The following is a 22216-nucleotide window of genomic DNA, read 5'->3' as shown; positions in this document are numbered from 1 at the left end:
CCCCAGCCCCTAATTCTTAATCCCAGTAGTAGCAATACCGCGAAGAAATTGCTTTTGACCTATGAGAAATAACACCACTACTGGCACAGTAGCGATGATTACAGAAGCCATTAACAAAGGCCAATAATTCGTATATTGTGCTTGAAACTCTGACAAAGCCAATTGTACTGTTCTCAATTCAGGTCGAGTAGTAAAAACCAAAGGTTTAAACAAATCATTCCACTCACCAATAAAAGTGAACAAAAATAGAGTTACCAAAGCAGGACGGGACAAAGGAATCATGATTTGCCAGAGAATTTGTAGTCGATTTGCTCCGTCTAAAGCAGCAGCTTCTTCCAATTCTAAAGGTATCGTTAGGAAATATTGGCGCATTAAGAAGATGCCAAAACCGTTAGCGGCTGTAGGTAAAATTAGTGCCCAATAAGTATTGATAAGATGTCCCCATTTCAGCACCAAAAAGATGGGAATTACTAATAACTGAAAGGGAATAACTAAAGAAGCTAAAATAATTAGCAGCAAAGCCTGACGACCACGAAATCGCAATCTAGCTAAAGCGTAACCTGCCAAAGCCGAGGTAACAACTTGAAACGCCGTCACCCCCAAAGCTACCAAAGTGGAATTAGCAAACGCTAGCAAAAAATTACCCCGTCGCCAAGCTTCCACGTAGTTCTCAAAAGTCCAGTTAACTGGCAATCCGCTACTATAAACAGTCCCAGGAGGAGCAAAAGAGGTGAAAAAAACCACCAGCAACGGCATTAAGACTAATATGGCACCAAAAACCAGCAAAACTGGATTTAACCATGCCAGGATAGAGCGATCGAAAATCGGTGTAGTACTTGACCGAGACTGAGCTTGATTCATAAGTGAACTAACTATAGAAACTTCTTTTAGATATCGATTTTCTCAACATTGAGCAAACAAGTGAATAGTTGCCTACAATAACAGACTAGGTATTAACTCCAGTGATCATGCTCAGGCTAGATATCAGTCTGGCAGATTACAGTTAATGATAAAGTAAGTCGAATGAGATAACTTGGCGAGAAAAATCAGTGATTTCTGGTGATTCTGGTAAATTGTATCTAATAAAGCAGGGTAGCTTCTTTTGCCCTAAATCTCAGCCCTGTGTCGATTTCCATTCGCGCAGCGTGCGCGTAGAGCGTATCGACCAATATCTACCAAATAAAGTTGAGGAGACAAGTTACTTATGCCGCAGCTTGAAGCCAGTGCAGCACTAGACTTCCACAGCGAGAACTACAAAGATGCTTACAGCCGCATTAATGCGATCGTAATTGAAGGCGAACAAGAAGCCTACGAAAACTACATCCAACTGGCTAAACTGCTACCGGAGCACGAAGAAGAGTTGATTCGCCTTTCCAAAATGGAAGGTCGCCACAAGAAAGGATTTGAAGCTTGTGGTCGCAATCTCCAAGTGACACCGGACATGGAGTTTGCCCGTGAGTTCTTCGCCAAACTGCATCAAAATTTCCAAGATGCACTCGCCGAAGGCAAAGTAGTTACTTGTTTGCTGATTCAAGCTCTAATTATCGAGTGTTTTGCGATCGCTGCATACAACATCTACATCCCCGTAGCTGACGACTTTGCCCGCAAAATTACTGAAGGTGTCGTTAAAGACGAATATTCACACCTCAACTTTGGCGAAGAGTGGCTCAAAGCAAATTTTGAGGCATCAAAAGAAGAATTAGAAGCAGCAAATAAGCAAAACTTACCCATAGTTTGGCAAATGCTCAATCAAGTCGCAGATGATGCCCATGTTTTAGCAATGGAAAAAGATGCTTTAGTTGAAGATTTCATGATCGCTTATGGAGAAGCTTTAAGTAATATTGGCTTCACCACTCGCGATATTATGCGGATGTCAGCTTATGGATTGGCAGCTGCCTAATCTATGTCATCATGTATCCTAAAAGCTCTAAAACCACCCGTGCTAATTAGGAAAAGCAGGCAAAATGAATACTAATGCCGATTAGCTAATAATTACTTCTAATCGGCAATTTTGTGTATGATTTTTTAACTGCAAATAACTCTATTTCCTTCTAACCTTTACTTCAGGCTAAATAACAGGTCTGCTTAAAACAATTCATGTTTGGTCTCATTGGTCACCTTACCAGTTTAGAACACGCCCAATTAGTAGCAAGAGATTTGGGCTACCCGGAATATGCCGATCAAGGCTTGGATTTTTGGTGTTCTGCTCCACCCCAGATTGTCGATAAAATTAAAGTCACCAGCATTACAGGTCAACAAATAGAAGGTCAATATGTAGAATCTTGCTTTTTACCAGAAATGTTGGCAAATAGAAGGATTAAAGCAGCAACACGCAAAATTGTGAATGCAATGGCTCATGCTCAAAAACATGGGATTAACATTACTGCTTTAGGTGGTTTTTCTTCAATTATTTTTGAAAATTTCAATCTTAATCAAATCACTCAAGTTCGCAATATTAAATTAGAATTTGAGCGTTTTACAACAGGTAATACCCACACAGCTTACATTATTAGTCGGCAAGTAGAACAAGCCTCCAAAGAATTGGGTATTGAATTATCAAAGGCAACAGTAGCAATTTGTGGTGCAACAGGTGATATCGGTAGTGCAGTTTGCCGCTGGCTAAATGAGCGGACTGACGTGGCAGAAATGTTGTTAATTGCTCGCGATCGCGATCGCTTACAATCTTTACAAGAAGAACTTGGTCGGGGCAAAATCATGGGATTAGAAGAAGCCCTACCCCTAGCCGATATAGTAGTTTGGGTTGCCAGTATGCCCAAAGGCGTAGAAATCGATTCTACAGTTTTAAAACAACCCTGTTTGTTAATCGATGGCGGCTATCCCAAAAACTTAGGCACAAAAATTCAACATCCCGGTGTCTACGTCCTCAATGGCGGTATCGTAGAACATTCCCTCGACATTGATTGGAAAATCATGAGCATCGTTAACATGGATGTACCTGCACGCCAACTATTTGCCTGTTTTGCCGAATCAATGCTACTCGAATTTGAAAAGTGGTACACCAACTTTTCTTGGGGCAGAAACCAAATTACAGTCGCAAAAATGGAGCAAATTGGCGAAGTGTCACTGAAGCACGGATTTCGACCGTTGCTGTCATTTTAAGAATGATTTAGCCATTTTTTCCATTTGTAGGTTAGGGTTAACCAATATTTAACCCAACCTACTATTTTTAAACTTCAAAGAAAGTAATATCTCTCCGTAAATCGCAAATTATATTGAATTTCATTCACAGATATTACTCCCTCAACCTTAGCAATTAAATCATTGTTTTCTCCCTGATTAAAAAATATATTCAGACTATCGCCAGACTGAACAAAATCATAATTACTTGCTGCCCCAGCTAAAACAATTTCATCTTTGCCAATTTCATAATTTCTAATCCAGGCATAATCCGCATCTCCATTTCCTCGATAAAATGGCACACTATAGGTATAACTGTTCGGATAAGATGCGGTAGCAAGACGTTGCCCCAAAATAAAAGTATCTTTTCCATTACCACCAAAAAGAACATCAACTTCGTTAACTCCAGAGCCTAAATGTAAAGCTTGACCTCCAGTAGGAGTAGTACCCACTAATTCTGGCCCAATATTTGCGTCTACTCCATAAATAGTGTCTAGTGGCCCAAAAGCAACAACAGTATCGTTGCCTGTTGTGCCATTAAAAGTAACACCTCCTCTGTCTTCAAATTGTCCGTATTTAATGTAATGTTCTAAAGTCGAACCAAATAAACCAGCTTTTACCGCTGCTTCTACATCTGGATTAACTTTTTCTAAATTGAATAATGCGGAAGTTTGCCTAGTTATTCCACTATAAGCAAATTCGTTAAAACTGGTTCCAGAGCGATTTTCGGATTGTCCAAATTGTAAGTAATGAGCTAAACCAGAACTAAGATTACCCGATGTTACTACTGCTGCCACATCGGAATTTTTCCGCAAATAAAATTGTTCATCAAACAGCAAACTAGCTCGCCGACCTTCTGTTTCACCAGCTAAGATAAAGTGTTGTAAACCAGAACTAAATGTCCCAGAAGTAACTGCTGTGGCTACGTCAGGATTTTTCTGTAAATAGTACTGTTCGTTATAGAAAGGTGAGACGGAAACCCGTCCTTCTGCTAATCCGAATTTTTGGAAATGTTCAAGACCAGAGGAGAAAAATCCGGCATTGACAGCTGTTTGAACATCAGGATTATGGGCGAGGTAAAATGATTCGTTAAATACTGAGAAGCTCATATTATTTTATAAAATAGAATACTTCAATAATACCTTTGGTTTGATAGATATTCCTGAAAGTTATCGGTAAAGAATTATCAAGATATTTGTTCGATCGCCAAAGAACAATACTGTTAATAACAGTTAAAAAAATTGGTAACTTTTCAGAGTAACCCTTACCCGCTAGAGTGGAAAAAATTGACCAATTTTTCTGTGGCAAAGATGGCGATCGTTGCTCTCATTTTACGCCTAACTTAGCATTTTCTCCATCTCTAGATTGGGTTAATAAATATCTAAGCCATATTTACTATTTTTAATACATAAATCCCCCATCAAATCGTAATTTACTCTCAATTTGACTTACAGAATTTACTCCCTCAACCTTAGCAATTAAATCTGGAGTGGCTAAAGAACCTCCAGCAGAACGACTGAGAATTATATTCAAACTATCCCCAGCCTGAACAAAATCATAATTACTTGCGCCTCCTGCGAGCACAATTTCATCCTTGCCAATTTCATAATTTTTAATTAGGGCATAGTCAGCATCTCCATTCCCTCGATAAAATGGGCTAGCATAAGCACCTGAAGCTCCCAAAACAAAAGTATCTTGTCCATTACCACCAACAAGCACATCAGCTTCGTTATACTCAGAGCCAAAATATAAAGCTTGACCTCCAGTGGGAGTAACTCTGTAAACACCATATACTTCTTCCCCAATAAATGCGTCTACTCCATAAAGCGTATCTATTTGCCCAAAACCAATAACCGTATCGTTGCCTTTCGTACCATTAAAAATACCTCCTCTACCTTCAAATTGTCCAAATTCAATGTAATGTTCCAAACTTGATCCGAAGTAACCAGCTTTTACTGCTGCTTCTACATCTGGATTGACTTTTGTATGAGTAGATAGCCCAATATAACCAAATTCGTTAAAATTAGTTCCTGAAAGATATATTGCTTTTCCAACTTGTAAGTAATGGTCTAAACCAGAACTAAATCTACCATCTGCTATCTGCGCCGCTACATCGGGATTTTTCCGCAAATAAAAATCTTCATCAAACAGTAAACTAGCTTGCCGACCTTCAGTTTCACCAGCGGAAATAAAGTGTTGTAAACCCGAACGGAAGGTTCCAGAAGCAACTGCTGTCGCCACATCAGGATTTTTCTGTAAATAGTACTGTTCGTCATAGAAAGGTGAGATTGAAACCCTTGCTTCGGCTTCACCAGCGGAAATAAAGTGTTGTAAACCAGAACGGAAGATTCCAGAGGCAACTGCCGTCGCCACATCAGAATTTTTTTGTAAGTAGAACCGTTCGTCATAGAAAGGTGAAACCGAAACCCTTCCTTCTGCTTCACCAGCTAAAATAAAATGTTCTAAACCAGAATGGAATGTCCCGAAGGCAACTTCTGTCGCCACATCAGAATTTTTTCGTAAATAGTACTGTTCGTCATAGAAAGGTGAGACGGAAACCCGTCCTTCTGCTAATCCGAATTTTTGGAAATGTTCTAAACCAGAGGTAAAGAACCCAGCATTGACGGCTGCTTGCACATCAGGATTATGTGCGAGGTAGAAAGATTCGTTAAATACAGAGAAATTCATATTCTTTTACAAAAGAGTATCTAGTTAAAAATACTTAGATATTGCTAGATGTTCCTGAAACTTTTCGATAAAGAATTGTCAAGATAGCTGTGCGATCGCAAAAGAACAGTGTCTTCAGCTTTTTTTTCCCTTTTGTAGCTTAGGGTTGCTATTAACTTTAACCCAACCTACTAACCTGTCAAAGTTTTAAATTAATTATACTTTCATTAAGGGTAATTACTGAATAAAGTCAAGTTGTTCAAGCTAAATAAATTATTTATAAAAATAAAAATATAGAATTTACGTAATATACCTAATAAATCTGGTTTTTATGAAAATATTAAAAGTAAATTATTGAGATGTACCATTGATAAAATATGAAAATTATTGATGAGAGATAAATTTCTTGAAATTACTTAAATTACCTCATTTTATCCGAATATTTGCCGACTGAGTTTAGAGAAAATTTACATAAATAACCAGTACTTACACCCTTAGCTATTGACATTTTATTTTCTATCTTGGGATTAGATCAGGTGAAACTCAAGGAAGTGTAAGTACCATGAAATCTCATCTAAGCCTTAAATCGTTGTTAGCTGTAACTACTACTGTTATTAGTGTTCTTAGTTTCAATACTCAAGCCAAAGCTTTCAATTTTGGCAATGCAACTCTCTCTATTGGTTTTGAATGCAATAATGATGTTTCAACCTTGATTTTAGGTAGTAAACCGCTAGGGACTTGGCAATATTCTAAAGATGCCGTAGGTGATGGAACAGGTGGCAATCATTATGATTTATATGGCATGGGTTTCATGGAAGATGCCAAATATGCCTACGTTGCTATTAATACTTACGATATGGCGCTGAATGCAGGTATCGACACCTTAGATAGTAATGGAAAGACTGTATATAACATTGGCTGGGGTGATTTATTAATTAACACTACCGGAAAAAATGTCACTGAAGCTAATGGTAATCTTTTTGGTGTTCACTTTGGTGGTAATAATAGTGGAGTTTCCCAAGTCGGCTTATACGGTAATGTTTTAGGATCTAGTGTAGCAGGTTTACATACAGGTGGAGTTCATGAAAACTTATCTGCTGTAGCCAAAAATTTTGCTCAATCTAAATCTATTCCGACATTACAAGAATACCAGCAATGGAGTTTGGCAACATACGTGAGTTATCAACCAGATAGCACACAAAAAGCTTTTGTGGACGTAAAGTTGAGTTTAAATGATTACTTACAAAATCAATCTACTACCGTTAAACAAGCTTTTGCAGATGCCAATTTGAGTTTTGATTCTTATGTACAACGGCAAAGCTCTACTGTTAAACAAGCTTTTGCGGATGCCAATTTGAGTTTTGATTCTTACGTACAACGGCAAAGTACTACTGTTAAACAAGCTTTTGTAGATGTTAATTTGAGTTTTGATGATTACTTACAAAAGCAAACTACTACTACTAAACAAGCTTTTGTAGATGTTAATTTGAGTTTTGATGATTACTTGAAAAAACAACCCACAAGTACTCAGACGAAATATCACAATGGTGATTCAAGCACAGTTCAAAGTGTTAACACCGCTTATAATAATTTTGTGAAAAATGCTCAAACTAAAGTAACTCAGACCAAAACTAGTTACACAACGTTGATTAACAATGCCCAAAAAACAGTCAGCGATACCAAAACCAAATACGATCAATTTATGGTTAGTACGCAAAAAACGATCGGCGATACCAAAACCAAATACGATCAATTTATGGTTAGTACGCAAAAAACAATCAGCGACACCAAGACCAATTATGATAAGTTTATTGTTGCTGCCCAAAGTATTGTCACCACAACCCAGAATAATTACACCAAAGAGCTAAGTTCAACTAACGTCAACAATAGTTATAAAGCTTTGGTTAGTAAGTATACTACCATCAATACTCTCAACGATAAAATGTTTGGTAGCTTATCTCGTGAACAAGGGCTAGCTTACTTCGATCAAAAAGGTGCAAATGTAATTGGTTCAGGAAATTGGTTAGGAAATATTGAAATGCTCAATCTCGATCAATTAATCGCTGTTGGTTACGATAAATCACTCTTCCAAGGTAAACAAACAATAGCTTTTCGGATTGAACGTTCAGTATTCGCGCCAGAATCTATTCCTGAACCTGCAAGTTTATTCGGTTTAGCTACTGTTGGTTTAGCTTTGGCGAGTCGCAAACGTTCTTGGCGATCGGCAAAATAATTACAATTTCTTAGAATATCTGATCAAGTACTTCTAATGTAGAGACGTTATATATAACGTCTCTACAAAGTTTTGCATTAAGAATTCTATAGCTGATTAACTGGACATAATAATACCCGTTTAGAATCAGCTCAATAAGTAGCAAGAAACTTGGACTAAGCGGAATATATCGACAACGACGGAGGTTAAAGTTAAAGTAACAGCATAAGTTGAAGAATCATGTTGAATGAGGAAACACTATGAAAGCGAAGATATTCATATCTTATACTTCTTCAGACCAAGATTTACTCGATGAGTTTCTAAAATATTTAACTTCGCTTCAGTGGGAGTCTATTACTACTTACTGTTATCAGGAAGGAAACATTCAAAGAGAAGAATTTAAGTCACAAATTAGTTCCGCCGATGTGGTTGTAATGTTAGTTACTTCTGCTTACTTTGATTCTATTAATTGCAGGATATGGGAATTATCACAAATACAAGAACAGACAACAAAGGTGATTGCAATTAACTTAAGTACCGTTAACCTAATTGCTTCTCAGTTCACAGATTTTTGTTCTCCATTACTTGATTATTACCCTGTTATAAATTGGGAACAAAAAATGGAAAATTTAAAGAATGCAGCAGCAGTTATATATGAAAAAATAGGTTCGTCAACAAGCTCAGAGTTGGACTCTTCAGTAGTTAGTGGTGCTGTCAGGGGAATAGTTTCTTTACCTAAGCCAGATGTAGCAGAAAAAGGCATTGGTAGAGACGTTGAGAGAGGCGAAGATATCAATACAACTAGACCCTTATATCCTGTTGAGCAACCAATTAACAAAATTTTTTCAAATCAAGAGCTTCAAAGTTTTAACTATCAAGATATTACTCAACTGCAAGAGCAACTTGAACAAGTTTACCGAGTCCAAGAACCTCCTGCACAAACTGTTGCTACTAACAAAGACTTGATAGATTGTAGTGTTTTTAGTCCCCCGGCTGTAGCTTGTGGAGATATGTTTTTAGTTCAAGTCTTTGTCCATCTCCCAGAACAAGCGGAAATTGCCCAACAACAGGCTGAACAATTTGATTCTGAAGTTAAAAAGCTAGGAGTAAGAAGTTTAGGAATTCCGATCGCCAGAGGAACCGAACTGACCTTTGCTCTCTCCATTCCCAAACTGAAAGTTGATGACCCCATTCAAAATTTAGTTTGGCATGGAACAGCTGATTCAGTGCAATTTGGAGTCACGGTTCCTGCCGATTTGACTCAAAAGACTGTTATTGCTACTGTTACAGTGAGCCAAAACAGCGTTCCCATTGGTCATCTGAAATTCAAACTGTCGATCGCTATTTCTAATTCTGCTAATTCCAGCCAACCTCAACCTGTTGGAGAAGCAGCACGCATTTACAGAAAAGCATTCGTTTCCTACTCTTCTAAAGACCGTCAGGAAGTCTTGAAACGAGTACAAGGACTTGCTGTGACTGGAATTGAGGTTTTTCAGGATGTGCTGAATTTAGAACCGGGCGATCGCTGGGAAAAAGAACTCTACCGTCATATTAATGAGTGTGACCTGTTCCTCTTGTTCTGGTCTACAGCTGCAAAAGAGTCCAATTGGGTACTCAAAGAAGTGTTATATGCCCTGGAACGGCAAGGGAAAGATGGACTACAGCCCCCGGAAATTATTCCTGTGATTATTGAAGGCCCACCTCTTGTTTCTCCTCCAGATGAACTGCAACACCTTCACTTCAATGACAAAATTCTCTACCTGATCGCAATGTCTAAATAACTCAAGTTGCTACTTACCAACGTGGTGATAGGTAGTGGGTAGTGGGTAGTAGGCAGTAGGAATTCCATTACCCATTACCTACTACCTACTACCCACCTCAATTTAATAACTAGCAACTTGCGTTAATAGTTTTTGTTGTTTTGGTAGGATCTGTAAGGAGTTAATAGTAGTTGAGCAACGTGGTAACTTCTGAGCGCAAACCTTACCTGTTAGATTTTGAAAAGCCTTTAGCTGAGCTAGAAAATCGCATCGAACAGATTCGTGAGCTAGCTACAGAAAATGGAGTTGATGTCACCGATCAGATTCGCCAGCTGGAATCACGAGCTTTGGAACTGCGTCACGAAATTTTTAGTAATTTGTCTCCTGCCCAAAAGATACAATTAGCGCGTCATCCCCGCCGCCCTAGTACTTTGGATTATATTCAAGCGATTAGTGATGAATGGATGGAGTTACATGGCGATCGCAATAGTAGCGATGACCCCGCTTTGGTGGGCGGTGTGGGTAGTATCGCAGGTCGTCCAGTGGTGATGTTGGGACATCAAAAAGGTCGAGATACTAAAGATAATGTGGCGCGGCGATTTGGGATGGCTTCCCCTGGTGGTTATCGCAAAGCTATGCGATTAATGGAACACGCCGATCGCTTCGGGATGCCAATTATTACTTTTATTGATACTCCTGGCGCTTGGGCAGGTGTGGAAGCGGAACAATTAGGTCAAGGAGAAGCGATCGCTTACAATTTAAGAGAAATGTTTCGCTTAGATGTGCCAATTATTTGTACTGTGATCGGTGAAGGTGGTTCGGGTGGTGCTTTGGGAATTGGCGTGGGCGATCGACTCTTAATGTTTGAACACTCAGTTTACACCGTTGCTAGTCCCGAAGCTTGTGCTTCTATTCTCTGGAAAGATGCTACTAAAGCTCCCCAAGCCGCCGAAGCCCTGAAAATTACTGCCACAGATTTGAAAAACCTGGGAATTTTAGACGATTTACTCACAGAACCGATCGGTGGTGCTCACTCCGATCCCCTGAAAACAGCAACTATACTTAAACAGGCACTTTTACATCACTTAACAGAACTCTCCCAAATGACCAATAGCGAACGCCGGGAGTTACGTTATCAAAAGTTCCGCCGCATAGGTGTATTTATGGAATTGTCCGCTTGAAATCTTTTCCGACTAGTCTCAAGTTTGTAGCAAATGGTATAATCAAAACGTAACATTTGTTTACACAAGCTCTCATACTCAGCTTGCTCTAAGTTGGGTTAAGTAAAATGAGCGCACCATCACAAATTTTGGGAATATCAACTTGTCCCTTTGACAGTTGCCCGGAAGCGATGGGTGAAATAAGCAAATTTCGAGACAATTCAACTTCATGAGTGCTTCCAGCGAAAAACGCGCATTGATTACAGGAGCCAGCAGTGGCATTGGTAAAGCGACAGCTTTAGCATTTGCTCAGGCTGGGATTCATGTAGGATTATTAAGTCGCTCCCAAGAAAAATTAGAAGCGGTGGTTAAAGAAGCAGCGAAAGCTGGGGTGACAGCGAAAGCTTATCCCATAGACTTAGCTGAGGTTGACCAGGTAAAAGCAAAAATGCAAGCGATCGCCGCAGACTTTGGCCCGATCGATATTCTGGTCAACAATGCTGGCAGGGGGTACACCAAAAACATCATGGACACCCCGCTTTCTGACTGGCAAAAGGTAATTGACTTGAATGTGACTAGTGTCTTTCAGTGTATTCAGGGTGTATTACCCCAAATGCGCGATCAGCAAAGCGGAACAATTATCAACATTGTTTCCATAGCAGGTCAACAAGTTTTTCCTGGTTGGGGTTTATACTGCGTTAGCAAATTTGGCTTGATGGCACTCTCCAAAACTTTAGCAGCTGAAGAACGTAGTCACGGGATTAGAGTGAGTGCAATCTGTCCTGGGTCAGTGAATACACCAATTTGGGACACAGACACAGTTGATGCTGATTTCGATCGCTCAGCCATGCTCAACCCAGAAACAGTAGCCCAGTCAATTCTTGTCACCGCACTACTACCAGAACAAGCTGTGATCGAAGAGTTAACCTTGATGCCTAGTGCTGGGGCATTCTAGTCCAACCAGCAAAAATTATTAAGCAGTGGAAAACAGCTAACTGTAGGGGCGGTTGAGAAAAGAAAATCTTGTCATCATAACAGAAGAATTAACAACTCTCACCCGCCCCTAAAAAGCGTTCTCCCCTTCTGCCTTCTTGTACTAGCGACTTACTCCCGTTTTCACTTAATTCTCTAAACTTAAGGCTAATCATGACTATCGCTTCCTCCAACGGTTCTAACGGATCTCAATCTCTTACCTTGAACAGCAACAGCACTCTTAATGTCTCAACTCGGCCCGATCGCAACACCTTAAACGGTCGAGAAGCAAAGTTACACTCTCCATCAGAAGAAGATAACCAAGCAATGATGGATGCTGTACGGACAATGCTTTTGGGAGTAGGAGAAGATCCCGAACGGGAAGGATTGCTGAAAACTCCCAAGCGAGTTGCAGAGGCGATGCGCTTCCTCACCAGTGGTTACAATCAGTCTCTTGAAGAACTAGTAAACGGTGCTATTTTTGATGAAGGTCATAACGAAATGGTACTTGTAAGAGATATCAACTTCTTTAGCCTTTGCGAACATCATATGCTACCTTTCATGGGTAGAGCGCACGTTGCTTATATCCCTAACCAAAAAGTTGTGGGACTCAGCAAATTAGCCAGAATTGTGGAAATGTATTCTCGCCGTTTACAGGTTCAAGAACGTTTAACTCGCCAAGTTGCTGAAGCAATTCAAACTATTTTAGAACCAAAAGGTGTGGCTGTAGTTATGGAAGCTACCCATATGTGTATGGTGATGCGAGGTGTCCAAAAACCTGGTTCTTGGACTGTTACTAGTGCAATGGTAGGAATATTCCAAGACGAACAAAAAACTCGTGAAGAATTTCTCAATTTAATTCGTCACCAACCTGCATTCTTCTAAAAATTTAAGAATTTAGATTTGAGATTTTGATTTTTGTTTAATCTCAAATCTAAATTCCCCGGAATTAATCAACCATAAGTTCGTTGTAATGACTTCAGTCATGTTATTTAGCGATAAAATAGGACTGAAGTCCTCACAACGAACTAATTTATCTGATTTAACAAAAGCTGTTCTGTTTGCCGTAATTTTGTAAAAAGTTGGGCAACTTTGTCTAAGTCTTTTTCTCCTGGCGATCGCTCTACACCACTAGATAAATCAATTCCATCAGGTTGTAATAAACTCAAAGCATCGACAATATTATCTGGTGTTAACCCGCCAGCGAGTAACCAAGGTAAACAAGGTTTATACTCTTGCAGTGTAGTCCAATCTAAAGTTTTACCAGTGCCACCTAATTGAGTAGGATGATAAGCATCTAACAAGAGCATATCTACAGAATTAGCATAAATCTCTGAATTAGTTAAACATTCAGTGGTTCGCACTCTTAAAGCTTTGATAATTTCTATTTCTGGTAAGTACTGGCGTAACTGTTGGCAAAATTCGGGAGATTCGTTACCGTGTAACTGAACGCCGCTTAAATCTGTGGCGGTTACAGTTTGACAAATTTCTGCAATAGTGGTATTTGCAAATACACCAATGCAGTCAACTTCCTGGGAAAGTCTTTGGATGATGGCGGAAATTTTTCCCGCACTAACATAGCGGGGAGAGGAAGCGACACAGATAAATCCTAAAGCTGTTGCTCCCATTTGAGCGATCGCATTCCCTTGTTCTAGTTTAGTAATCCCGCAAATCTTCACCCGCATATCTTCTTTAACCTTGAGAAATTGTCTAGATTTGTATCAAAATTTTGCGATTATGTTAACTCTTAAAACAAAAAGAGGTTTTTGGATAAGAGCTTTTTATAATTCTTGATGAAGTTCTGTAATGGAGACGCATCTTGATTCACTCAATTTTACTAGGAGTTGAGTATACTGCCCCCACCACAGCTAGTTGGAGTCCTGCTGTAGGTGCAGTCATGATTTTCTGCAACTTGCTAGCCATTGCCATTGGTCGCTTTGCGATTAAAAATCCCGGACAAAGCCCAGATCTTCCAGTTTCTAAACCCGCACTATTCCGTAATTTTACTTTGGCTGAACTGCTGGCAACCATGAGTTTTGGTCATATCCTGGGGGCTGGGGTAATTTTAGGTTTGGGCAATGCAGGTGTCCTTTAATCAGTTTATCAGTAAACAATTGGGACATATTTGATGAGGGAAGGGAACAGGGAACAGGAAACTGATATTTCTGCTACTTTGCCCCGGCTTGGGTAGCTAACCCTTTAATCAAGTCAGGAACATGAAATCAAGGATAGCAGAAGTTATTTTTCTCCACGCTCTTATCTTCTGTTTTCTGAATTCTTCATCAAAGTGCTAACTCTCCGTCTTATAATCCATCTATTGATTTTCTCGAAACAGGAGAAAGAATTTTGATTAACTCAATTTTATTAGCCGCACAAGTCCTGAATGTCCGCTCCGAAAATTGGTCTTTACAGGTAGGAGTAGTGATGATTCTTTGCAATATTCTGGCACTTGTAATTGTTCGCTATGCGACTCAAGATCGGGGTAGTAAACCAGCTTCGCCTGTACCTGGCTTTGGTTTACCACAATTGATCGCTGGTGCTTGCTTTGGTCACATTATAGGCGCTGGCGTAATTTTGGGACTAACTAACTCTGGAGTCCTATAAATCGAGTCTGATTTCTAGATCCCCGACTTCTTAAAGAAGTCGGGGATCTGAGCATTTCGTCTGAAGATATTTATCACCTTAAGTAGGGGAACGCCATAAAATTAAATAGTAATTTAAATTTAAAGTAGAGAAAGTTAAAGGAAGTTTTTTATGCAATCAGGCTGGCGAATCGGGTCTATATTCGGTATCCCATTATACATCGACCCATCGTGGCTGATTATTTTAGGTTTTTTCAGTTTTGCCAATGGAATTAATTTACAGCAAGATTATCCGGGTTGGTCTTCGGAAACAGCTTGGTTAATAGGGTTTTTTATGGCATTATTGCTGTTTATATCGGTGTTATTGCATGAGTTAGGTCATAGTTTAGTTGCTCGATCGCAAGGGATTAAAGTTAGCTCTATCACTTTATTTTTGTTTGGTGGGATTGCGGCGATCGATCGCGAATCAAAAACACCAGGCTTGTCTTTTCAAGTGGCGATCGCAGGCCCAACAGTTAGTTTCATTTTGTTTATCATACTAACTAGCATCGCTTTGCCATTTTCCGAGTTTAGTCCTGTTATTGTGCTAGTCAAACGTTTAGCAGAAATCAATTTAGTTTTGGCTTTGTTTAATTTAATTCCGGGATTACCTTTAGATGGAGGACAAATTTTAAAAGCTGCTGTATGGAAGGTGACAGGCGATCGTTTTAAAGCTATTCATTGGGCAGCTCAAACCGGAAAATTAATTGGTTGGGCAGGAATAATTAGTGGCATAATCTCTAGTTTGTGGGTGCCTGGTTTATTATGGATTTCTCTACTTAGTTGGTTTATTTTGCGAAATGCTAACACTTACGATCGAGTTACCAGCGTACAGCAAACTTTATTACAGTTAATAGCTGCTGATGCAATGACTAAAGAGTTTCGAGTCATTGATGCAAATATGACTTTACGCCAATTTGCGGATGATTATTTGTTAAATGCCAATCAAGAAGAAGTTTATTTTGCTGCATCTGATGGTCGATATCGCGGTTTAGTTTCCATTGATGATTTGCGATCGATTGAAAGAAGTCAGTGGGAAATCCAAACAATTCATAGCATAGTTAAACCTTTGCCAGAGATTCATCATGTAGAAGAGAAGACTCCTTTAGTAGATGTAATTAACCGCCTAGAAACTGAGAATTTACCTAGAATTACTGTACTTTCTCCCGCTGGTGCTGTGGCAGGATTAATCGATCGAGGTGATATCGTCCGAGCTTTAGCTAAAAAGCTCAATGTAACGATTCCCGAAGCACAAATTAAGCGAATTAAAGAAGAAGGTAGCTATCCTCCAGGCTTGCAAATCGCTGCACTTGCTCAACAAGCATCAGAGTCTCAATTAATAGAAAATAGTCAATCAGGGGACAAATAATTCGGGACTGAGGACTGGGAAAGATGATTTTTCACTCTTAGTCTCAAGCTGCAAATTTTAAAATTTAATCATTTAACAATAAGTGACATTATCGTTAAAATTGCCAAATATTGACAAATCCAACTAAGAGTTAAAATTTGTCAAGAAAGCTTAATAATATGGTTTAATTTCTGGATTGTAGAGAGTTATAATAGTAGGATTAGGAGTTTAAGACACGAATATGTTGATAAGCTTGAGTTGATTTATTCGAGAGGTAAAAGCTGTGAACTTCTCTTTCATGATTCCATTGACTATTGTTTTTGTCGCGACCTATTTTTTCAAAAAGTCAGCCGATGAAATAGCTTATTTGTCGGGTATAGTCATTGTGATAGGCTTACTTTTAAGTTTGATATTAGCACCTTGGCAAATTCAACTGTTACTATTAGTAATTGCAGCAATTTCAACATTAAAATTGCGGCAGCCAAATCAAACAATAACAGAGATAGAAATCGACCAAAAACCATCTTTACTTTATCGCGGTAGTAATTACGAACTTAACTCTTCTAATCCAAATAATATCGAAATTGCCGACGCTGATTTAGAAGGGAAATATCGAGGTCAAGTGTGGAAAAATCATCTTTCTGAAGAACCTGCAATCCCCCAAACTTTCCAGCTTACATACAGAGGTTCTACTGTTGAATGCCAAAAATATGTAGTGCCGTCAGAGGAAGAAAATGGTGAAATTCAAGTAAACAGAAATTCGCCAACTGATTAATCTTAATTATAATTCTTAGTTACTGGCAAGAGAATCTCTATCTAATTGAGTGTAAATGGATTGCCATTCTAAGTCAGATAAAGGGTGCAATAATAATTGAGTATTAAAGCAAGTTTCTGCGGCTGTAATTAGGGCTTGTATTAGACATGAAATTAGGCTTTTTCCCGGCTGGTTGATAGGTAAATTAATGGTGGGTGGTGCACTTTCAGGAAAAACTTGAGAGAAGAGAGATCGATCGGGTTGCAAGAGCATAGAACCATGTTGCAAAATAGCACCATCTCGATAAACCTGAGCACTACCAATCAGTTTAGAACCATTATCTAATAATAAATCTGCACCTGTAGCCGTAGCAAAACAATTAGGATTGTGGATATAACCGCGCCCAGCTGTACCATAGTGTAAGTTTACGCCGAGCGATCGCCAACCCACAATCAAAAACTCGCATAACTTTTGGTAAACTTGCATCCGACTCCCACTAATTCCTGAAGTAATTACAGCATAAGTTAAATCACCTTGATGTAAAACCGCCCTGCCTCCAGTAGGACGACGCACCAAATCTATTTTAGTATTTTCCCAACTTAAATTTTCCCAAAAATCAGGCCAACGCCGCTGATGATATCCTAAAGAAATTGCCGCTGGCGACCAAGTATAAAAACGTAAAGCTGGAGGATGTAAACCCAGTCGATGCTGTTCCAATAGCCACTCATCGATCGCCATTTGCACCTTACCTGAAGCCTCCAGCAGCGGAATTAAACGAAATTTGTCATTTGTCATATCATGTCGAATTAAATTGTTTGTAGTTGCGACTTCAGTCGTATATTTCTCGCATCAAAACACTGAAGTGTTTACAACAAACTAGTTTTATCCCAAGTGATGAAAGCAGACATGATATGAACGCTAACAAAACTGCTCTTGTAAAGCTTCATCATTATTATCAGCAATTGTGGCGACAATAGTAATAGCACGGGAAATTTCCCCCGGAGAAAGTTCTGCCACAGTACGAGTTGTAATTACTACTATTTGATCTTGGATAATCGCAAAACGGGATTCCAATGTTTCCGTTCCGTTCATTTGCAAAAGTTTTCGCATCAACCCTAATTCATCTTTAGCGGGTAGTTTTAGCACCGAAGACCAAACTGTGAAGGTATCATCATCTGTAGATCCGGTAAGTTGGACAAATACCTCAACACTACCGTATTTAAACTTCCACAGATGACCCGCCTCAGTTTTGCTAACCATTGCCGTATCATCTTGATCTAAGCTGGAGATTACAGTTTCGATCAAATCTGCATAACTAACTGTTTTTTCAACCAACTCATCAATTAGTTCGCTGCTAGATAAATCTTGAGTGGCAACTGTTTCTGCATCCGGCCCAAAGGTAGTCATAGAAGTTTCCCTTTTCTGCTGTTGGTTTACTAGACCAACAGTATCGCTTCTTGGCGCTTTTGTGGAATTAGTATCAACTCCCTTCGACTGCTCTTTAGCATTAGTTTTTGTCCATTATTTTGTGTATTATATTATAAATTTGGTTAAAAGCCTTTTTTTTCATACTTGCGACAGATGTTAATTATATAATTCGATGTTGAAGCCGCAAAGCCGCAACATTGCAAGTTAACTTAACTAAAAGGAGAAAAACTAACCATGAGTGAAAGAATTTCTCAATTCTGCGATGACTTAAAACTGCGTTTGAATAGCATTGAAAGTCAGTTGGGCAAAGCGAAAGAAAAGCTTTCTAGTGCATCGAAGGACGCAGAAGAAACGATAAAGACAAAGTTGGCAGAAGCCAAAACTAAACTTGAGGAGAAGAAAGAAGACCTAATTGCAGCAAAAGCTACATTGGCGCAGCGATTGGAGACGAAAAAGGAAGAAGTCGAAGCAGAACTTGCAGAATGGAAAGAGAAAAAGGAGCAAGAGAAGTTATTAAAACACGCTGACAGAGCAGAAGAATATGCTCTAGCAGCAATTCTGTTTGCAGCAGCGGCAGCAGAAGAGGCAGAAGTCGCTGTATTGGAGGCGATCGAAGCCAGAAAAGTGGCAGAAAGCATCACCGTGACAGCTGTTGATTAAACCGTGATGCTTCCAAACGATCCCCTTCCAACCTTGTGTCCCGATCGCTTCAAAGCCAACTTTAAGGCGATCGTTCCCCTCATTTTAGAAGAATGGTCAGGTATTTCTTCAGAAAACCTCGCTAGTACCGATGGAGAACTAGAGCGAGTGGTAGACTGTATTGCCACTTTGACCGATCGCACCCGTGTCTTGATTCGTCGTCAACTTCGCGAGTTGTATCAGCTTGCCTTACTGGAATCCGCACCACCCAAAGCAACTCGGCTCTCAGAACGACTCACCCAATTAACGAACAGTACACTTACTGAAACCGATCTGAAACAGACCATTGATTTGCTAGAAGAACGAACTGAAGAACTGTTAGTGCAATTCAAAAAAGAAGTTCTACCAGAACTCAATGAAAAAGTGCGAAATAATGTCGGGGGTAGTTTGCTAACCGCCTTGGGAATTGGTTTTATTTTGGGCTTTTTATTGGGAGGCATTCGTGGTCGCTAATGCAATTTTGGATTCAGTAAACACCTACGCCAATCGCCTGATTCGGATCGCTACAGTGCTTGTCGATATGCACCTGGATATCGCGATGCGGGAGGCAGAAAAAGAAAAGAAACGCCTGATCGGTGGCTTGATTATGCTAGCGATCGGTGTAGGATTAATGACACTAGTTGGCTTGTTGGCGCACGCGATCGCGATCTGGTTCATCTACACCCTAACAAAAAGTTGGATTAACGCTATTTTGATTCTGACAGCGATCGATTTTTTCGTTGGTTCCATTTTTTTAGTAGCTGCATCCCGCAAGTTGAGTGGTCCCTACATGGTACAAACTCAGGCACGAGTAGCACGCACCACAGCTAAATTAATGGAGAATGACCAAAAAAAATAATGGGATACAAGCCCCGTCCTTCTAGGATGGGGCTGTATCCCATTATTTCCGGTCAACAGTGCTATTCAAGCCATTTATGAACATCGGCACAAATTTTTCCATAAATGCTTGAGGATCGCGATTCCAAGCTCTTTGAGCTATTTGAATTCGAGTCATCTGCAATTGAGGTGCTAGCAAAGCTTGGGGAAGACGTTCCATCAAGTATTGAGGACGTTCCCACAAAGGCATAGTATTGGCAATTTCCAGTAGGTTATCTAAGCGACGCAGTTCTGCACCCAAGGTAATATCCATCCCAGATTCATAAGCTGCTTGTTCGATCGCAGCATACTTTTTCTTAGCTTGTTCAACCTTTTGCCGATGTTCCGGGCTTTTCTTGGCAATTTCTGCTAGCCAACGATTTCCCCAACGGACGTGCCCAGCTTCTTCGGGAAAAATGCGTTCAATTGTTTCGCGAATCTTAATATTTTCTTCAGTTTGTGGTGCTTCTTTCAAAGCGTAAATGTGAGCCGCAAAATATTCACAACCCCGTTTTTCAGTGACGTTTATTGCCGCTAAAGCGGAAATAATACCATCTTCCAGCTTACTTTCTGAGTCAAAGGAATCTTTATCCAAAAGACGATTGAATTCATCAATGTAAGAATTTCCCGGTGGTGTACCAACATTTTCTCCCATATCCACCAACAAATCAGTCAACCACATCGCGTGACGCGCTTCGTCGGCAATGTGATGAGAAAGATCCCGAATTAATCTTGGTTCCTTTCCATTGAGTGATTCGATGACTTCTGTCAGATCTTTACAGCTGCGTTGTTCGCTGTAACGGTAGCGATTGAGGGTGATGATGTGGATTTCGCGATCGCGCACCACCTGTTTCATAATTTCCCGTGCGCCAATAGAATTTTGTAATTTCCTTGGATAAGCAACAGTCATAATTGTTGAGTTTTGTAAATAATATCTAACAGATTAGATTTTAATACTTATTTCAAAAATGAGTAGAAAGTTAAAACCCGCCCATCCCAACCGTCCATAGCAAACATTTAGGTAATCTATATAACAAATAAGCAGTACAAACTTTTCACAATCCAAAATAATTCTGATACAGGTTGTGACAAAAAAGCCACCAATAGAGGTGGCTAAATGTTAATTAAACAACAACTGTTTTTTAGCAGTCGTAGTAGAGGGCATACTCGTAAGGATGAGGACGTAACCGCATCGGGTTTACTTCTTTATCAATCTTGTAAGAAATCCAAGTTTGGATAAAGTCTTCAGTGAACACACCAGTTTCAGTCAAGAAAGCATGGTCTTTTTCCAAAGCTTCCAAAGCGCCTTCCAAAGAACCAGGAGTAGAAGGAACCTTACTCAACTCTTCTGGACTCAATTCGTAAATATCCACATCCAAAGGTTCGCCTGGATCAATTTGGTTCTTGATGCCATCAAGACCCGCGCAAAGCATCGCCGCAAAAGCTAAGTATGGGTTACAAGTAGCATCAGGACAACGGAATTCTAACCGCTTAGCTTTAGGATTATTACCAGACAGAGGAATCCGAATCGAAGCAGAACGATTACCTTGAGAATAAGCCAAGTTTACAGGAGCTTCAAAACCTGGCACCAAGCGTTTGTAAGAGTTGGTGGTGGGGTTAGTCAAAGCTAATAGTGCAGGCGCGTGTTTGAGAATACCGCCGATATAGTGCAGCGCCATTTGACTCAAACCAGCATATTTGTCACCCGCAAACAACGGTTGACCATCTTTCCAAATCGATTGGTGGGTGTGCATCCCAGAACCATTGTCGTTAAACACTGGCTTGGGCATAAAGGTAACAGTTTTACCGTATTTCTTAGCAACGTTCTTAATTACATATTTGTAAGTCATCAAGTCATCTGCTGCCTTGATTAACTTATTGAAGCGGATACCGAGTTCGCACTGACCGCCGGAAGCAACCTCATGGTGATGCTTTTCAATAGGCACACCGCACTCTGCCATAGTTAGCAGCATCTCTGTCCGCATATCTTGGGAAGTATCAGTAGGGGAAACTGGGAAGTAACCTTCTTTATAGCGAGGTTTGTAGCCCAAGTTTGGCCCTTCGTTTTTCCCTGTGTTCCAACGACCTTCAACAGAATCTACATGATAATAGCCTTCGTGTTCGTTTTGGTCGAAGCGAACATCATCGAAAATAAAGAATTCAGCTTCTGGCCCAATGAATACTGTGTCGCCAATACCTGTAGAGATTAAATAATCAATTGCTTTTTGGGCAATTGTCCGAGGGTCACGGCTGTAGGGTTGACCTGTGCGGGGTTCGATAATGCTACAGATGACGCTGAGGGTCGGTTCTTTCATGAAGGGGTCAATCCAGGCTGTGGTGGGGTCTAGCACCATTGCCATGTCTGACTCGTTAATGGCTTTCCAACCCCTGATACTGGAACCATCGAAGGCTACACCGTCGCTGAAGCTACTTTCATCGATTTGGTCGTGGTACATCGACAAGTGTTGCCAGATTCCGGGCATATCGATGAATTTTAGGTCAATGATCTGGATGTTCTTTTCTTTAACGTAATTTAAGAACTCTTGCGGGGTCTGGAACATGAATTACTCCGTAACTTTTGATCTCGTAAAGTCTGGATATA

22 protein-coding genes are annotated in these 22216 nt (G+C 40.0%); 14 read left to right on the top strand and 8 right to left on the bottom strand.

Features of this window, described 5'->3' with window-relative positions; translation table 11 throughout:
- Positions 1–9: 9 nt before the first annotated feature.
- Positions 10–756 carry a carbohydrate ABC transporter permease gene (locus IQ264_RS17475; RefSeq protein WP_228061623.1) on the bottom strand — a complete coding sequence of 249 codons (747 nt, stop codon included), beginning with the start codon at positions 754–756 and terminating at the stop codon, positions 10–12.
- Between the two features lie 448 nt (positions 757–1204).
- Here IQ264_RS17475 and IQ264_RS17470 point away from each other — a divergent pair, with 448 nt between their 5' ends.
- Together IQ264_RS17470 and IQ264_RS17465 are read left to right on the top strand one after the other, a co-directional pair.
- Entirely contained in the window at positions 1205–1900 is a 696-nt protein-coding gene (locus IQ264_RS17470) for an aldehyde oxygenase (deformylating) (protein WP_193982073.1), read from the top strand.
- Between the two features lie 197 nt (positions 1901–2097).
- Positions 2098–3120: a long-chain acyl-[acyl-carrier-protein] reductase gene (locus IQ264_RS17465; RefSeq protein WP_193982072.1), complete on the top strand. Its 1023-nt coding sequence runs from the start codon at positions 2098–2100 to the stop codon at positions 3118–3120.
- A 74-nt stretch (positions 3121–3194) separates the two neighbouring features.
- Here the strand turns inward: IQ264_RS17465 and IQ264_RS17460 are convergent, their stop codons facing one another.
- On the bottom strand, positions 3195–4247 hold the full coding sequence (locus tag IQ264_RS17460) for a hypothetical protein (protein WP_193982071.1): 1053 nt from the start codon (positions 4245–4247) through the stop codon (positions 3195–3197).
- 292 nt (positions 4248–4539) lie between these two features.
- A complete protein-coding gene (locus IQ264_RS17455) occupies positions 4540–5826 on the bottom strand; it encodes a hypothetical protein (RefSeq protein ID WP_228061619.1) in 1287 nt (428 codons plus the stop codon).
- A 541-nt stretch (positions 5827–6367) separates the two neighbouring features.
- Between IQ264_RS17455 and IQ264_RS17450 the strand changes: the two genes are divergently transcribed.
- The 5 genes from IQ264_RS17450 (at position 6368) to folE (ending at position 12794) form a co-directional block, all read left to right on the top strand.
- Complete coding sequence (locus IQ264_RS17450; RefSeq protein WP_193982070.1) at positions 6368–8038, top strand: PEP-CTERM sorting domain-containing protein; 1671 nt, start codon at positions 6368–6370, stop codon at positions 8036–8038.
- Positions 8039–8277: 239 nt separating this feature from the next.
- The gene (locus IQ264_RS17445; RefSeq protein ID WP_193982069.1) at positions 8278–9798 is read left to right on the top strand and encodes a toll/interleukin-1 receptor domain-containing protein; all 1521 of its coding nucleotides are present in this window, start codon (positions 8278–8280) and stop codon (positions 9796–9798) included.
- A gap of 179 nt (positions 9799–9977) precedes the next feature.
- The gene (locus IQ264_RS17440) at positions 9978–10958 is read left to right on the top strand and encodes an acetyl-CoA carboxylase carboxyltransferase subunit alpha (protein ID WP_193982078.1); all 981 of its coding nucleotides are present in this window, start codon (positions 9978–9980) and stop codon (positions 10956–10958) included.
- Positions 10959–11166: 208 nt separating this feature from the next.
- Positions 11167–11892, top strand: coding sequence for an SDR family oxidoreductase (locus IQ264_RS17435; RefSeq protein ID WP_193982068.1), 726 nt, complete (start codon positions 11167–11169; stop codon positions 11890–11892).
- A 191-nt stretch (positions 11893–12083) separates the two neighbouring features.
- The gene (gene folE, locus IQ264_RS17430; protein ID WP_193982067.1) at positions 12084–12794 is read left to right on the top strand and encodes a GTP cyclohydrolase I FolE; all 711 of its coding nucleotides are present in this window, start codon (positions 12084–12086) and stop codon (positions 12792–12794) included.
- 143 nt (positions 12795–12937) lie between these two features.
- Here the strand turns inward: folE and IQ264_RS17425 are convergent, their stop codons facing one another.
- Complete coding sequence (locus IQ264_RS17425; RefSeq protein ID WP_193982066.1) at positions 12938–13594, bottom strand: phosphoribosylanthranilate isomerase; 657 nt, start codon at positions 13592–13594, stop codon at positions 12938–12940.
- 131 nt (positions 13595–13725) lie between these two features.
- Between IQ264_RS17425 and psaK (IQ264_RS17420) the strand changes: the two genes are divergently transcribed.
- The 4 genes from psaK (IQ264_RS17420) to IQ264_RS17405 all read left to right on the top strand — a co-directional run bounded on the left by psaK (IQ264_RS17420) (position 13726) and on the right by IQ264_RS17405 (position 16653).
- The gene (gene psaK / locus IQ264_RS17420; RefSeq protein ID WP_322744731.1) at positions 13726–14004 is read left to right on the top strand and encodes a photosystem I reaction center subunit PsaK; all 279 of its coding nucleotides are present in this window, start codon (positions 13726–13728) and stop codon (positions 14002–14004) included.
- Positions 14005–14255: 251 nt separating this feature from the next.
- Positions 14256–14513 (top strand): photosystem I reaction center subunit PsaK, encoded by a 258-nt coding sequence (gene psaK / locus IQ264_RS17415; RefSeq protein WP_228061617.1) that lies wholly within the window; start codon positions 14256–14258, stop codon positions 14511–14513.
- Between the two features lie 150 nt (positions 14514–14663).
- Positions 14664–15899 carry a site-2 protease family protein gene (locus tag IQ264_RS17410; RefSeq protein ID WP_193982064.1) on the top strand — a complete coding sequence of 412 codons (1236 nt, stop codon included), beginning with the start codon at positions 14664–14666 and terminating at the stop codon, positions 15897–15899.
- Positions 15900–16161: 262 nt separating this feature from the next.
- Complete coding sequence (locus tag IQ264_RS17405) at positions 16162–16653, top strand: DUF4278 domain-containing protein (protein ID WP_193982063.1); 492 nt, start codon at positions 16162–16164, stop codon at positions 16651–16653.
- A 15-nt stretch (positions 16654–16668) separates the two neighbouring features.
- Here IQ264_RS17405 and IQ264_RS17400 read toward each other — a convergent pair whose 3' ends face one another.
- Positions 16669–17427, bottom strand: coding sequence for a lipoate--protein ligase family protein (locus IQ264_RS17400; protein ID WP_193982062.1), 759 nt, complete (start codon positions 17425–17427; stop codon positions 16669–16671).
- A 123-nt stretch (positions 17428–17550) separates the two neighbouring features.
- Positions 17551–18039, bottom strand: a complete 489-nt coding sequence (locus tag IQ264_RS17395) for a YbjN domain-containing protein (RefSeq protein ID WP_193982061.1) — start codon at positions 18037–18039, stop codon at positions 17551–17553.
- A gap of 255 nt (positions 18040–18294) precedes the next feature.
- Here IQ264_RS17395 and IQ264_RS17390 point away from each other — a divergent pair, with 255 nt between their 5' ends.
- Genes IQ264_RS17390 through IQ264_RS17380 form a run of 3 tightly spaced genes read left to right on the top strand, consistent with a single transcriptional unit; the run spans position 18295 to position 19597 of the window.
- Positions 18295–18720, top strand: coding sequence for a hypothetical protein (locus tag IQ264_RS17390; protein WP_193982060.1), 426 nt, complete (start codon positions 18295–18297; stop codon positions 18718–18720).
- A 3-nt stretch (positions 18721–18723) separates the two neighbouring features.
- A complete protein-coding gene (locus tag IQ264_RS17385) occupies positions 18724–19212 on the top strand; it encodes a hypothetical protein (RefSeq protein WP_193982059.1) in 489 nt (162 codons plus the stop codon).
- Complete coding sequence (locus tag IQ264_RS17380; RefSeq protein ID WP_193982058.1) at positions 19202–19597, top strand: phage holin family protein; 396 nt, start codon at positions 19202–19204, stop codon at positions 19595–19597. The genes IQ264_RS17385 and IQ264_RS17380 overlap by 11 nt, the downstream gene beginning before the upstream one ends.
- Before the next feature lie 42 nt (positions 19598–19639).
- On the opposite strand, the gene IQ264_RS17375 is transcribed toward IQ264_RS17380, so the two are convergent.
- Positions 19640–20524, bottom strand: coding sequence for a ferritin-like domain-containing protein (locus IQ264_RS17375; RefSeq protein ID WP_193982057.1), 885 nt, complete (start codon positions 20522–20524; stop codon positions 19640–19642).
- Between the two features lie 232 nt (positions 20525–20756).
- Entirely contained in the window at positions 20757–22175 is a 1419-nt protein-coding gene (glnA, locus tag IQ264_RS17370) for a type I glutamate--ammonia ligase (protein WP_193982056.1), read from the bottom strand.
- Positions 22176–22216 lie beyond the last annotated feature (41 nt).

The organism is [Phormidium] sp. LEGE 05292, assembly GCF_015207735.1.
In the GTDB taxonomy this organism is placed as follows: domain Bacteria; phylum Cyanobacteriota; class Cyanobacteriia; order Cyanobacteriales; family Aerosakkonemataceae; genus Floridanema.
This window is presented reverse-complemented; position numbering and strand designations above follow the sequence as displayed.